This window comes from Reticulibacter mediterranei, from assembly GCF_016587455.1.
Genome location: NZ_BNJK01000002.1, coordinates 2,019,438 through 2,032,801, shown reverse-complemented (window position 1 = coordinate 2,032,801; position 13,364 = coordinate 2,019,438). Strand labels below are relative to the sequence as shown.

Annotated in this window: 18 protein-coding genes; 3 read left to right on the top strand and 15 right to left on the bottom strand. The window is 53.8% G+C overall.

Annotation, left to right across the window (positions count from 1 at the left end):
• From K3T83_RS47480 to K3T83_RS47425, 13 genes are all read right to left on the bottom strand, one after another.
• On the bottom strand, positions 1-234 hold the full coding sequence (locus K3T83_RS47480) for a hypothetical protein (RefSeq protein WP_220210154.1): 234 nt from the start codon (positions 232-234) through the stop codon (positions 1-3).
• Positions 231-530: a DUF5348 domain-containing protein gene (locus K3T83_RS47475; RefSeq protein ID WP_220210153.1), complete on the bottom strand. Its 300-nt coding sequence runs from the start codon at positions 528-530 to the stop codon at positions 231-233. The genes K3T83_RS47480 and K3T83_RS47475 overlap by 4 nt, the downstream gene beginning before the upstream one ends.
• Before the next feature lie 17 nt (positions 531-547).
• Positions 548-820 carry a hypothetical protein gene (locus K3T83_RS47470; protein WP_220210152.1) on the bottom strand — a complete coding sequence of 91 codons (273 nt, stop codon included), beginning with the start codon at positions 818-820 and terminating at the stop codon, positions 548-550.
• Positions 813-1,187: a hypothetical protein gene (locus K3T83_RS47465; RefSeq protein WP_220210151.1), complete on the bottom strand. Its 375-nt coding sequence runs from the start codon at positions 1,185-1,187 to the stop codon at positions 813-815. The genes K3T83_RS47470 and K3T83_RS47465 overlap by 8 nt, the downstream gene beginning before the upstream one ends.
• Complete coding sequence (locus K3T83_RS47460; protein ID WP_220210150.1) at positions 1,184-1,444, bottom strand: hypothetical protein; 261 nt, start codon at positions 1,442-1,444, stop codon at positions 1,184-1,186. Before K3T83_RS47460 ends, K3T83_RS47465 begins: the two co-directional genes overlap by 4 nt.
• The gene (locus tag K3T83_RS47455) at positions 1,444-1,698 is read right to left on the bottom strand and encodes a hypothetical protein (protein ID WP_220210149.1); all 255 of its coding nucleotides are present in this window, start codon (positions 1,696-1,698) and stop codon (positions 1,444-1,446) included. The genes K3T83_RS47460 and K3T83_RS47455 overlap by 1 nt, the downstream gene beginning before the upstream one ends.
• 69 nt (positions 1,699-1,767) lie before the next feature.
• Positions 1,768-1,902 (bottom strand): hypothetical protein, encoded by a 135-nt coding sequence (locus tag K3T83_RS57495; protein ID WP_268963585.1) that lies wholly within the window; start codon positions 1,900-1,902, stop codon positions 1,768-1,770.
• Positions 1,902-2,396, bottom strand: a complete 495-nt coding sequence (locus K3T83_RS47450; RefSeq protein ID WP_220210148.1) for a hypothetical protein — start codon at positions 2,394-2,396, stop codon at positions 1,902-1,904. Before K3T83_RS47450 ends, K3T83_RS57495 begins: the two co-directional genes overlap by 1 nt.
• 28 nt (positions 2,397-2,424) lie before the next feature.
• Positions 2,425-2,970 (bottom strand): response regulator transcription factor, encoded by a 546-nt coding sequence (locus K3T83_RS47445; RefSeq protein WP_220210147.1) that lies wholly within the window; start codon positions 2,968-2,970, stop codon positions 2,425-2,427.
• Between the two features lie 166 nt (positions 2,971-3,136).
• A complete protein-coding gene (locus K3T83_RS47440) occupies positions 3,137-4,180 on the bottom strand; it encodes an apolipoprotein A1/A4/E family protein (RefSeq protein WP_220210146.1) in 1,044 nt (347 codons plus the stop codon).
• A 92-nt stretch (positions 4,181-4,272) separates the two neighbouring features.
• Complete coding sequence (locus K3T83_RS47435; RefSeq protein ID WP_220210145.1) at positions 4,273-4,446, bottom strand: hypothetical protein; 174 nt, start codon at positions 4,444-4,446, stop codon at positions 4,273-4,275.
• Positions 4,447-4,459: 13 nt separating this feature from the next.
• The gene (locus K3T83_RS47430; protein ID WP_220210144.1) at positions 4,460-6,283 is read right to left on the bottom strand and encodes a hypothetical protein; all 1,824 of its coding nucleotides are present in this window, start codon (positions 6,281-6,283) and stop codon (positions 4,460-4,462) included.
• A gap of 187 nt (positions 6,284-6,470) precedes the next feature.
• Positions 6,471-6,794: an ArsR/SmtB family transcription factor gene (locus K3T83_RS47425; protein WP_220210143.1), complete on the bottom strand. Its 324-nt coding sequence runs from the start codon at positions 6,792-6,794 to the stop codon at positions 6,471-6,473.
• Between the two features lie 337 nt (positions 6,795-7,131).
• Here K3T83_RS47425 and K3T83_RS47420 point away from each other — a divergent pair, with 337 nt between their 5' ends.
• Both K3T83_RS47420 and K3T83_RS47415 read left to right on the top strand, forming a co-directional pair.
• A complete protein-coding gene (locus tag K3T83_RS47420; protein ID WP_220210142.1) occupies positions 7,132-8,475 on the top strand; it encodes an IS110 family RNA-guided transposase in 1,344 nt (447 codons plus the stop codon).
• A gap of 133 nt (positions 8,476-8,608) precedes the next feature.
• Complete coding sequence (locus K3T83_RS47415; RefSeq protein ID WP_220210141.1) at positions 8,609-10,408, top strand: N-acetylmuramoyl-L-alanine amidase; 1,800 nt, start codon at positions 8,609-8,611, stop codon at positions 10,406-10,408.
• Between the two features lie 137 nt (positions 10,409-10,545).
• Here K3T83_RS47415 and K3T83_RS57490 read toward each other — a convergent pair whose 3' ends face one another.
• Both K3T83_RS57490 and K3T83_RS47410 read right to left on the bottom strand, forming a co-directional pair.
• Complete coding sequence (locus K3T83_RS57490; protein ID WP_268963584.1) at positions 10,546-10,677, bottom strand: hypothetical protein; 132 nt, start codon at positions 10,675-10,677, stop codon at positions 10,546-10,548.
• Positions 10,678-10,961: 284 nt separating this feature from the next.
• The gene (locus K3T83_RS47410) at positions 10,962-12,248 is read right to left on the bottom strand and encodes an MCT family MFS transporter (protein WP_220210140.1); all 1,287 of its coding nucleotides are present in this window, start codon (positions 12,246-12,248) and stop codon (positions 10,962-10,964) included.
• 358 nt (positions 12,249-12,606) lie between these two features.
• On the opposite strand from K3T83_RS47410, the gene K3T83_RS47405 reads away from it, so the two are divergent.
• Positions 12,607-13,242, top strand: a complete 636-nt coding sequence (locus tag K3T83_RS47405) for a CGNR zinc finger domain-containing protein (protein WP_220210139.1) — start codon at positions 12,607-12,609, stop codon at positions 13,240-13,242.
• The last annotated feature ends 122 nt before the right edge of the window (positions 13,243-13,364 follow it).

Sequence of the window (13,364 nt, the reverse complement as noted above, 5' to 3'; positions counted from 1 at the left end):
CTATGAAGAAGTCGTACTCTCAATGAGCACGATGGCCATCGCGATGATCTTATTGCGCTCCTCAACAACACTGTTGAAGCGCCTGCCTTGCCGACTCGGACGGTTGACGTAGGCAGTTTGATCTTTGATGATGTATTCCAGGCCGGCGATGATCTTCCCCGGAGTGTCATAGCCGAGTGCTTTGGCTTCGGCGGCCAAGCCGATGATGTTGATGCCATTCCTGTCACCGCTCATAGCAACCTCACGGTCATGCCCGCGCACAGGCCCATGATGCCGCCGCCATCGACTGCTACGTAATACCCACCGATGGCGCGGGGAGCATTGCGCAGCTTTGCCACCTCTTCGAGTGTCTGTGGGCCAAGTAATGTATAGATTTCGTCATGGTCATACTCAATACATCCTATAATCCACTGATTACCGCACTTAATGGCAACGCCCTGGCCACTGCTGAGGTCGCCATACTCTTCACCATCGACCTGGAGCGCATAGCGGCCCCGTGTCCCTGTTGAGAGCATCAATGTTCCTTCCATGACCTTCCTCGCTTTCCTTAATAAATATCTTCGCTTGCCGGGCGCTCTACGGGCAGCGGTGTATCATTGCCGCTTGCCTTGAGCAATTTTTGCCCTGCCTGGATCAATCGCTTGAGATCGGTGACGCTCATGTCGATCTCACCGGCACCGCCGTTATCCTCGTCTGCCTCCCACTGCCAATGCAGGCAAACTTCATCACCTGCAAGATACAGTGTGTAATCAGTGCTGTACTGGCCATCGCCGACAAAGCCACGCTTATAGGCGTGCCGTTGTTTCGTTGTGTTATCCATGCTTCTCCTCGTTCTCCTTGTTCTTCCAGAATGATTCGTCCATCGTTGGGATATGATCGATGATCTCAGTGAGGTCGCTATACTGCGCAGAGAGTCGCAGGGTATGCTGCGCAATGTGTTCGGCGAATTTGCGCAAAAAGCGGACCACATCGACCTTAGAGCCTTCTCTCACACTTAGCGAGACCCAGAGGTTCCAGGCATCATCCAAAAACTGCTCATCTCTCAAGTCGGCGATGCTATCCTTCGCCCTTCGATAGCGATGCAGCACCTCGATCATCTCGTCCACGCGGTCTAGCGGCAGGCCAAGCCCCTCGACAAGCTGCTGTGTCTGTTTGATGTCCTCCAGTGCCTTTTGCAGATCGCTCACCTTTTTTGCCCCACTTTCTGTGCACGTTGCGCAAACTTCTCCGCAACGTGCGCACGCAGCCCCTCTTCGGTCATCTGCGCAACGGTCTCCAGACGGCCCAGGCACCGGCTCTTACGGCCTTCCCTTGCGTAGACCGTGTTGCGCGCGCTGTCCTTTGCGAGCGCACTATGATGCACAAAACTGCGAAAATAGGCGCTGTATCCCTGCTCTTCGATGATTGCTTTGATGATCTCCTTGTCCATCACTGCTGTACTCATTACTGCTTCCTGCTTTCTAGCGGGATCTCCAAGATTGCCCGGATCTCCGCCAGGCTCCCCAGGTTCTCGCCAGTGATAGCCTTGACTATTCCAACGGCATTCGCGGTAACAGCCTTGCCCATTTCTAGCGCCGCCAGGAAAGCCATCACCTTCAATGTGCCCAGCTCCATCGCCGCGATGTCCTCGGCGAGCTGGGCACGTTCTTGCTCTGTCAGTTTCATGACTTCCTCGCCTTCCTTACCACTGCGCAGCATGTCGCAATCTTCCGCGTCGCCACCGGAACGACAAAGAGAGCGGTGATGATCAATGCAAATATCGTTGTATTATCCATGCCTACGCTCCAACTCACGTAGCACCTGTCGCCATCCAGCGCGATGCTGATCGTCGCCGATGCAGACGAGGACGCCAATGGTAGCCCAGGTGAGGATCAGTGCACCGATGAGAATCCCGAAAAGCATCAGCGCCCTCCTTCTTCCAGTGACACAAGGACCATCACGATCTCCAGCGGCAGAGCCGCACTTGTCATGACCCCAGTAAAAAACCAGAGCAGCAAGCGCGGCACCTCCGTTGTGGTTTCCTCGTTGTCGAGAAGAACAATGCCGCCCGTCGGCAGCCGCCGAATGTCGATGCGATGGAGCGTGCAGACAGGCTTCGGCTTCGCAGCTTCACAGAAGGCAATAATAAGCGCCTCTTTGCCCTCCTGCTTCTCGATAGCAACCATGCCTATTTCCTGAACATCCCCACTATTCCAATGCTGCTCATTTGCCATGTGTCGTCCCGCTTTAAAGCATGCTGGCGGGGTGATTGCTCCGTCGCACTGTCCACAAGGGCACGGCACCATAGCCATCTCGCCCAGTGGCCGCTCCCTGCAATCCACGAAAAACGAGGTAGGCACGGTCGCCGCCGTGAGGAGTGTGTCTTTGGCGGCATTGATAATGTCTTGACGATCCATATACTTCCTCTCTTCTAGTCGTAGTGACTCATTGTTGTTCCTGCTGATCTTTGGTGCGCTCTGGCATCTCGACCTCATCGAGAGAGATCAGGCCAGCCTTGAGCGCATAGATCACCAAATGCACCCGATTATGAATGCCGAGCTTCTTCATGATCGTGTAGATGTGAAGTCTCACGGTGTGAAGGCTCAAGTCCAGGTGTTGCGCAATCTCGGTATTGCTATATCCCCCTGCGACCTCGCAAAGCACCCGGAGCAGCGCCGGAGACAGCGCATCACTGCACTGCTCCAGCTCCGACATAGGTTGCGTTACCACTTGCCTTCCCACCGACAACCATATGGCACCATAGGGGTCTTTGATGCCATAGAGACTCAGTTTGTCCAGGTCGGCGCTTGAAAAATCAGTCCACGCTACTGCGCCCTCACTGATATGCCATACATGGAGCCGCGCATGCCCGATGGCGTCGTAGCGCTCCTGAACAATCACGGTGCCTTTCTCCGTTGTCGTCTTCGCTTTGTTTGCAGCGCTGTAGGCGAGGGCAGCCTGCAAGACCATCTGATCACCGCGTCGGCTCATTGAGCTACCTCTGCTCTCTTTGCTTCCTCTGCGCAAAACTCTGCAAAGCATCGATTGCAGAGGTAAACAATGCACTTCCCAAGCTGCGTAGTGGCTACGACTTTGTTGCGCAATTCGCTACGACGGGTACAGCTCTCCTTTGCGCACTTTGCGCGGACATAATTGCTCATCTATGCACCTCCATTGCTTTGCGCCACTGCACCGCCGTATTTTTTGCGCAATTGCACTCAGCCATTATGTCGTCGAGGGTTGGCTCCTTCCCCAATCCACGCTGCTCAGCGATGTAGTGCTGAATGCGCACCCCTTTTTCGGTGATTGCTGGAATCTTCACGGTCTCTTTGCTCTGTGCAGTGGATTGCGCTAATTCATCGGTGGTCTTTGGTTGCGCAGTGCCGCGATGAGTGCGCATGGCCTGCTCAACGCTGGCTCTGATCTGCGCAGAGAGATCGAGAGTGTGCATGGCCTGCTCAACGCTTTGCGCAACTTGCGCATTGAGCAAATCCGGGTTGACCTCAAAGGTCATTGATTGCGCAGCCGCATAGACTTGCGCAGGAATCTCTTTGAGCTGACCATCGATGATATTGCGCAGTTCGTCGAGTTGCCCCTGGATGTTCGTGCGCACCTTGTCTACCTCGCTCTCAACTTTTTGCGCAACGTCTTCATCGGAAAGTTGCAGTGCTGGAGCTGGTGCTTGCGCAGGTTCGCTGCCACTATAGCGATGAGTCTTTGTACGACACACCGCTATGTACCACAGGCTTACCAGGGTGCGCAGCCCAGCCATCACATACACATAGCCAGGCGAGGTCATCACGGCCTTGAAGCCTGGAGCCGTCGCCGACATCTCAGAGAAGAACATCACGCCGCCGACCGCCATGAGCATCAGCGCCAGGCATCGCTGCGTCCACGCTTTTACGGGGTCGTTCTGCGCCTGGCTCTCGAATGACATCGCGAGCGCCACACCGCCTGAGCCTTCGAGGGCAAGGGCTTGCGTCGTGATCCAGGCCATCATGAGATTTTCATTGCTCTCTAAGAGATGGCCGTGGCTGCCATAGTCAACGGCGCTCGCGATGAGGCCGAACGCCAGGAATGGCTCGGCCAGGATCGCAATGAGCCGAAATATAAAGCTGATAGCGCGGTCAAGCCACGCCAACTCAGCGAACTGTACCCAGAAACTCTGACTCTCCGTAGAACTACTCTGTACGCTTGTCATAACTTTCTCCAACGTTTACAATAGATGTACTTACGCCGCCTTCCAACGTCGGCGCACCGCCTGGTCAGTGAGCGATCAGGCGATTTCTTTGTCTAATGAATGCCGCGATAGCCCATCTCATAGACCATGCTGTCGCGCTGATAGATCAGCATCTTGATCTTCGCCGCAATGAGGCGACGCAGACCTGCCTCGCTGAGTGTCGTGATCGTCTCAGCTTTGCCAAGCGAGATCCTAAGATCCCCCTGGACCAGAAAGAGTTGTGCCACGTCCTCGCCCTCCTCACGACGGCCCCATTGCGGCCTGCAATGCTCCTGAGTTATGATCTGCTCGATTCTCTCCTTGCTGATCATTGATTTCCTCACTTTCTACTTGCGGTGGCGGCGATGACCCACCGCCTTCCAACGCCGCCGCATACAGTGCAGCCTGCCCTATGAGTTGCTGCGTTTTTGGTGTCATTCTCTGCCAGCGCTGCCAATCCAGGTCAAAACACCGCGACTCATCGAGATCGACTTTGATCACCCAACATCCGGGCGCGACCGGCTTGTAGTCAATGAGGAGACCTGGGTAGGCGTCAAGGATCGCGCCATAGAGCGCCTCGACATCCCCAACACTCATCCCCGGCCTGCGCCGTAGCACTGGCGGCGGTACTGCGATCACCTCGTCAGTCGTCAGCTCGCGTGGCTCTTCGCTGCTCTCCGTCGCCTGGCCGCTGACCTCAGTGATCGCCTCGACATGACCATTGGGAAGCACGGTCGCCTCTGCCTCGACGACCAGCGCTGGCGGCTCAACGCTTTCATAGCCAGTCTCGTATTCCACCAGCGGCGGGCCATCGTAGGCAATAACCTCATTGGGATACCAGGCAGCTCTGTCAAGCTCCGCCTCAACGACGCGCCAGTTATAGCCACTCAGCGGCCTTGTTGGATCAGCAGGACCAACGACGTTTCGCAAGGTGATGGGACCGGGCGTTGTACGCCTGGCATACCATGTAGGACCGCTGATCATGCCGCGTATATGCCGATGAATCACTACCCAGGCCCGGCGCGGGTCTTCGTCCTTCGTCGCAATGATGAGCCAACATGCTGGCTCATACCAGTCGAGAAGCCACGCGCGCAGCGCCTCCTCGTCGTCCTCGTCAGGCTTCGCAGGTACATCGAGGACGAACGAGGTGAGACCAATGATCGCCTCTGGTGTCCACCCAGCGGTACGCAAACTGGCCAAGTCTATCGTGTCGCGATATAGCAGCTTCACAGGCGGCTTTCCGGGTTTTTCCATTTTGATTGGATTTTGAGTAAATGCTCTGGACACATCTTCAATATCCGTGCTATCATGCGGATTGACGGATATAGCAAAGATGTGGTTGGTACCCCTTCGAGCTAAACGTCGATTATTGGCGTCGCTGCTTGGCATGCCACTGGAATTTGTCGTCTCCCGTGCTGCCGATGAAGTCGCGACGCTACTTTTTTGTCGTCGTGGCGGCGCGCATCGTCGCATCATCGGATCATCGCAGCGCGGCATAGGCTGCGGTGGCTCCAGGCCATCGAGTGCGGCAATAGCCGTATTGACAGTCTCTATTACATAGAGATACTGCCTCTCTACCAGACCAAAGCCATACATCATCGCGCTCTGCTCCAGGCCACCCTCATCGATGAAATTCCCGCTCTCATCGACGAGAATAAACTCGCCGTCGCTATCCTTGTAGATTGTCGTCAGCGGTCGCCTACGGCTCTCATTGGTACGGCGGGCAGCGAACCGGCGGCGAATGAAACCCAGCTCAATGAGCGATGGTGGCATATCCTCGATGGATTCTTCAGCGAGGATGCGCTGGCATGTTGATTTCGTCACTGCTTTGAGTGTGAGCGCCTCAAGTGCCCGGTACGGCATCGGAATCCAGAGATCATCTTCATGCGGCAGCTGGGTCTCTGGGATACCGTGCTGCTCACGAAGTTGACGTATGCGCTGATTAGTAGCCACCTCAAATGCCCTCAATGCATGCGCATTATAAATATCAACGCCAATTTCCTCGAAATCCTCGAAAACAATGTGGTAGCGCGTTCGAGGTCGATGTGGTGTACATGATGTATACAGTATCGTCTCTGCACTCATGGTACATTCTTCCTGTTCTGACAAATCTACTTGAAATATATTGAGAAGTGGTGTACCATGATGGTGTACATCATGGTACACATTGATATCAGCGAGCCGCAGCGCTTGCGGCGTATACTGATATCCAAAGTGGCTTCATCGCAGATCTCAGTTTGCAAGACAGGAGGCGATGAAGCCACTTTGTTGATCAGCTGGGTAGGCCGGTGTATGCGAGGAGGTCTCCAATGGCCCGCTGAATCTCCGTCTGCTTCATCGCGTAGAAATGTGATGTCCCACTCTCTGTACAGTTGAGATATCCTGCATCCAGCAGGACTTTAAGGTGTCGCGAGATCGTCGATGGCGCGGCTTTCCCCACCTCGTTGTTGACCAATGCAGTCAACTGTTTCACATTCTTTTCCCCATGCTCAAGAAGCAACCGGATGATCTGGAGACGCATCGGCTCGACGAATACGCCCATTCGCTTTGTGAGTCGCTGAAGGTTTGCCTCCTCAGCTTTTTCGATAGTTATCATGGTGGTTGGTACCCCTTCAATTATTGTGATAATAATGACAGACTAAGAAATTTCGTGAAATAAGGCAATAATTACAGTATGTTCATAAATCGAGAAAAGCATTGAAAATCGATGATACATGGGTTACGCTAGATAGTGAAGGAGGTAGCTCTTCCTTCGTGTGGATCGATAGACCTCTGTTCAATATATGCGCGATAGAGCGCTCTATACTGATTGAGGGCGTGCATAGCACAAGCCTTAATAAGCATCTGGGGGCAGACCCTTCACTTGTGTTCGGGCGTCTTTGCACGGTCGATCCCTTCCCCAACACTACTACAGCAAGGAAGGTGCCACAATCATGGTCGCAGTCGCCCAGATTCCTCGTCTTCACAACGAACCCCTCTACGTTGGTATTGATGTAAGCAAGAACACGCACATGGTTGCCCTGATCTCCCCGTTTCTCTTGCGCAAGAATGGCAGGTATGATGCCTGCCCGACGTTTGAAGTCAAAAACACGCAGGCAGGCTTCGATGACCTTATTGCAAGGATGGAGTGCTATGCTCCACGTTCCGAATGCGTTGTGCTCATGGAGCAGACAGGACACTACCACCGTCCTCTGCAACAATATCTGCTGAATATTGGTATTGCCGTCTACGAGATCCATGTACAAAAGCGTCCATCGCGCAACAAAAGCGATAAGCGAGACGCATTGAACCTTGCCAATTTGCTGTATAACCAACTCGAACTCAAGGCACAGGCCACTGACTCGATGCAGATCGCGCACCGAGTTATCGGTGCCAGCGCAACAGCCACAACACTGCGGCCATTGGTCATGCGCCGCTTTGAACTGGCGCAGCGCAGCACACGGTGCAGGAACCAGCTCATCGCCATCTGCGATGAATTGTTTCCTGAATTTACTCAGGCGATCAAAGATCCAAATGGCGCTTCCGCCTTGCGTATCCGCGAGCACTTCCCGACGCCGGGCGACATTGCGGCGGCCAGCGTCAAAGATCTCAAAGCCTTTTGCCCTGGCGTACAGCCGAGCGCAAGGGTTTTGGGGCAGTTGCAAGAACTGGCGAGTTGTAGCGTCGGAATCAAAGACCCGGCCCGCATTGAGGCACTGCTCTTTGAACAAGGGCAACTCATCGCCGAACTTCGGCTGTTGAGAGAACACATGGAAGTGCTCGATGAGAAAATCGAAGCCCTTGTCGAAGGCACCCGCGAAGGTGTTATTTTGACCTCGATACCCATGATCAGTCCGCTTCGTGCGGCATCGATCCTGGCCAGCATCGGTATCATTAGTAATTTCAGAAGCAGTGCCGCGCTCAAGGCGTACTTTGGATGGTCGCCCGTGTCGAATCAGACAGGAACCAGCACCGACACCATGAAGCTGGGTCGCGGCGGGAACAGACTCATGAAACAGACCATGTATATGACTGGTCTCTCGGCGATCCGGGGTGATACTGAATGGCGATCGCTCTATCAGGAGCTGGTGCTGAAAAAATGCCCGTTGGACCTGCGCACAAAGAAGCGTAAGGGCAAAAATAAGGCGCTCGGCGCGGTCATCGGTAGAATCATCGGCACTATCTATTTCCTTCTCAAGAAGGACTACGATCTGTTGCAACAGTTGCCGCTTGGGGAGACACCACCCCCACCGATGTGTTATGATAGAGCTGTCCATAAAGCGCATCGTAGGCGCTAAATTTCCATAAGCATCAGTATACTTAGATACATAACTTCATGTACAGTCAATACAATTCCTTAGATTCCCTTGTATATGCTGAACAATGACGAAATTTCCTTAAATAATCTCATTGGGGGAAACTTTTTTCGGTATGCGCAAAAAAAGACTGCTCTTCTACGGAACGCTTCTCCTCGTGATCGTCGCTGTCGCCGGTGTCGGTCTCTTTCGACTCATAGAATACGCAATACAACAGGCAAACCCTCTCGAAACAGCCTTCGAGCAGGCCGCCAACGAATCCCAGGTTCCGCTCGCCCTGTTAAAAGCGGTGGCCTATAGCGAGACTCGTTTTGACATGCATAACTTACAGGGAAATACGGTAGGACCGGGCGCGTATGGCATCATGAACGTCGTGAACAGTAAAAAAACTCCCGATCCAATGGGGCGCGCCGCCAAAGCGCTGGGCATCAGTCCCCTAAAAATCAAAACAGATGCAGCGACCAATATTCGCGCCGGGGCCGTCCTTCTGAAAGAGTACGCGCTGCAACTTTCGCCAAAGAAAACGCTCCCAACCTCGCTCAATGGCTGGCGTGGAGCCGTTGCACTCTACGAAGGGGCCAGGTATAGCTATGTGGTCAATCTCTATGTCACAACAGTCTACAAGGCGATCCAGAATGGCTTCAAGGTCCAGACGGCATCGGGAGAAACGATTGAGCTTGCCGCCCAACCCGTCAATACACAATCGCTGACGAATAGCGAGCTGCCAGCACTGGCGAAGATGCCCGCCGGTTGTACTACACAGGATACCCAGAATAATCAGGTAGATTATCCGGGGGCCGTAAATTGTATCCTCAATCCAGCTCAGCACGATTGCGACAAGGTTCCCGGCACTAATGCGCCCTGTAACTATTTCCCAGATACACGGCCAAAGGATTTTGATATCTCGCAGGTTGTCATCCATGATATCGAGGGCAACGCGGCACGCGCCCTTTCAGCGTTCCTGAATCCCGACAGCACCGCAGCCTCACATTACATTGTGGGCAGCGACGGCACCGTCTATCAGGTGATCCACGATCACGATGTCGCCTTTCATGCCGCGAATCTCTGGTACAACCAGCACTCTATCGGCATTGAACACGAAGGGTACGCCACATCGGGGAATGTCTGGTATACATCCGCCACCTATCAGGCATCGGCGAAATTGACAGCATACCTCGCTCAAAAATACAATATTCCGCTTGAACACGATCATATCGTTGCGCACGGCACTGTGCAGGCTCCCACACTCTCTGGCATCCCCAATCATGTTGATCCGGGTCAGTACTGGCAGTGGGATTATTACCTGAACCTGATACATCAGCAGGGAGTCGCCTATCCGCAGACGCCAGCGAACAAGCATCTCCTTAGCCTGCACCTTCCTGCCAATGCCCCGTTCGATACAAGCAACTTTTTCTACTTGTATAATAGTCCAAAACTAGATGCCGACAATCTGCTTCCCCAGGTAGCGAATAGCACAGATACAACGGATGAAACAAATACTGTTGAAGCCGCTACCAGCTATTACTACCTCGATAAAAAACCGGACGAGCATGGTTTCGGAATCATGATGTATCAAATCTGGTATGGTGAGTCGTCCAATGCGCACAAGAATCCATCGGATCAGTTTATGCATGCTCGGCTGGCCTGGCTAGCGGTTCCAGAGGGATTGGCAAGCGAGGGTCAGGGAATAGCGGTGAAGCTGCATAGCACCGATGGCAAGCCGATCCCAATCTCAGGCAGCCCCAAAACTAATACGGCGACGACCGATTATCATATTGGCGACGCGCCAGATGGAGCTATCTTTGTCTCTGCTTATAGTGTGCCCGGAGACAAGACCGTCTCACAATGGTACGAGATCAACTACAACCATCGTCAGGCCTGGGTGCCTGACAGCGCGGTTGAGATCGTGAGCTAAATGCCCACGTGAGACGTTTCTCAGGATACCAGGTCTGACACAGCTTGGATGAAATAACGTTTGTTTGCTTGAGGGGTCTTCTTGAAGAAGTCCCCTTTTCGATACGAACTCCTCACCGAAATCACTATACATTAACATCAATGAAAACCTGGCCAAAGCTGCCGCATTTCCCACTCTTTGCTGTTGATACCATCGCGGCTGTCTACCCCCCAAAGCCGAACTGCGATATTCAACAGAATGATCGCAAGCAGAAGCAGAAGAAGTTCCATGATCCTTGCCTTTCCTTTTTCAAGGATGATGCATCCGTGATTGCACATATATCTCTATAAGAGCCAGTACAACATTTTTCTATTTACTTGACATTATCTACTAATTAGTTGCTTTTGTCAATTATTTAGTGGCTCTCTGCTTGACCTTTTTCTCCTGTTCTACACGACTTATTTGTAATTATGAAACTGCTCACTTTGACACTCCTTCTTCTGGTGAGCAAGCCATTTGGGATAGCTCACTCATCAGGAGATTTGGGGACTTCTCGCCGTGAGCATGTTGGGATTTACGCTGCTGGCTTCTGCTGGGTTGGAGTTTTCAATCGCCAGATGCAGAGAACCGCGACCAAGTTGGCAACAGCGCTGACCAGGATAGGCACGGTATAACTGTGGCTGAGATCATACATCGTCCCTGCCAGACCAGGTCCAAGCAGCGTGCCAACTCCAACGCCTGTAAAGATGACACCCATGATGCTACTGATACGACGCCCACCGAAGCAGAGAGCGGTCAATGCGGGTAAGAGTGCCACGAAGCCTCCATAGCAGAGTCCGAAAAGCAGGGCGAAGATCACCAGAGCCCAGGCGCTCATTGCGGCTAACCACCACAGGAGCATTACCGTCATCCCGAGAAACATCCCCTGTAGTGATAGGCGCAAGCCCAGACGGTCGGCTCCATGGCCCAGGAGAAAGCGACCTCCTGTGCTGCCAATCCCGATCAGACTGATGAGCAGCGCCCCAAATCCTGCTGAGAACCCATGATCATGCGCGTAAGCCGGAAGATGAGCAAAGGGGATGAACAATCCCAGCGAGGAAGCGAATGACGCAGCATAGAGCAGCCAGAATGCGTTGGTGTGCAACGCCTGCCCAAGTGTGAGGCCGTCTTCTGCATTGGTGGGAGCCTTTGCCTCAGCAGATCCGGGCATGGAAACCTCTGGCTCTTGATCGCCATCGGGGAGCAAGCCGCGGCGCTGCGGAGAATGCACAAGCAACAGTGCTGCCGCCGGACCAATCAGTATGGTCACGATCCCGAGAATGCCGTAGGTGGCACGCCAACCCACCACGCCGATAAGCCATGTCGCCAGCGGAGGAAACAGGAGCGTCCCGATGCCTATGCCCGCTACCGCCATGCCCGAGGCGAACCCACGGCGGCGCACAAACCAGCGCTGAACGGCGGCAAGCGATGGAGTATATGAGAAGCCCATCCCCACGCCGATGCCTATGCCGTAGGTCACGTACACCTGCCACAGCGCCTGAGCCTGACTCGTGAGCAGCATGCCCACCCCAACGCACAGCATGCCCGCGAAGGTCACCCAGCGCGGACCGAAACGATCGGCCAGTGGCCCACTCACAGCACCAAGACTGAAGTAGAGGAACCCGCTGAGCGCGAAGACGAAGGAGATACCTCCACGCGTTGCTGCGAAGGTCTGCTGTAGCGGCGGGAAGAAGGAGGAGAAGGTGTACGCGACGCCGAAGCCTAACAGCGACACGACGAACGCGCTCGCGACAACGGCCCAACCATAGAAGATGTGGGCTGCCGGACGCGCATACTTGAGTTCTGTCGAAATGTGTCTCATCGGGTAATGATCTCCTCTCTTGGCAGGGCTTTCCAGTTCTCCGCTCAAAGGGGTGCAGGGTCTCCCTGCCGGGGTCTGGGGTGTCCCCAGTTTCCTTCCCTCCTTCGCGCGCCGCCTGCGACGGCGCGCAAAAGAGAAGAAAAAAGGTTTTTGCGGGGACACCCCGCACCCCGGCAGAGGGCTGCCGCCCTCTGCACTCCCGCTAGATGGGAGAATTGGAAAGCCCTGCTCTCTTGGAAGGCTAGCTTGACAATTCGATGTAACAGTTTATAATATTCTTAGACTGTTACATTGTAGAATCAACAAACGTAATACGTCAAGACCTGTTTAGAGTGTTACATCGGAAAGAGGACGGAAGATGAACGCAATCACCTCAAAACTTCCTGGCTTTGAATTTATTGGTGGGAAGGTCTGCCTTGATTTTGCCAACACGGTCAGCGGGACTCGTGAGGGGCGCTCTCAAGAGAATCTCACGGGGTATTCCGATCTGGTACGCTGGAGTCAGGAGGCCGCGCTGGTCACTGAGAGCCAGGCGAAGACGCTGCTATATGTAGCCGAACGCGACGAGGGAGAGGCAGCTACAGTGCTCACGCGAGCTCGTGTACTCAGAGAAGCCATGTATCACATTTTTACTGCGCTCATCGCGGGCACGCAGCCTGCTGGAATTGATATAGAGGCGCTTAACAGGGAGTTAAGGAAAGGGACAACTGGAGCCAGCGTCATGCTCACCACAGATGGCTTTGTATGGGAATGGGGGAAAGAGGATGATGCCCTCGACCAGATGCTCGGCCCCCTTGCGCGCTCAGCGGCGACATTGCTTACCTCCGACGAGCAGCATCTTGTGCGTCAATGCGCCAACATGCGCTGTGGATGGCTGTTTGTGGATACAACGAAGAATCATCGCCGCCACTGGTGTAGGACAACAATCTGCGGGAACAATGTAAGGGTGCGAAGACATCGCCAGCGTCAGCTTGAACTCGAAACTGGCTTTTAAACCATATTCCCTGCCAAGATTACCAATATCTGAGTAAATTTTCAGCAAGACGTTACTACTGAGATAGCACCCAATACACAAGAATGTTATTATTATATCTGGCCAATCTTATTCGATTCGGC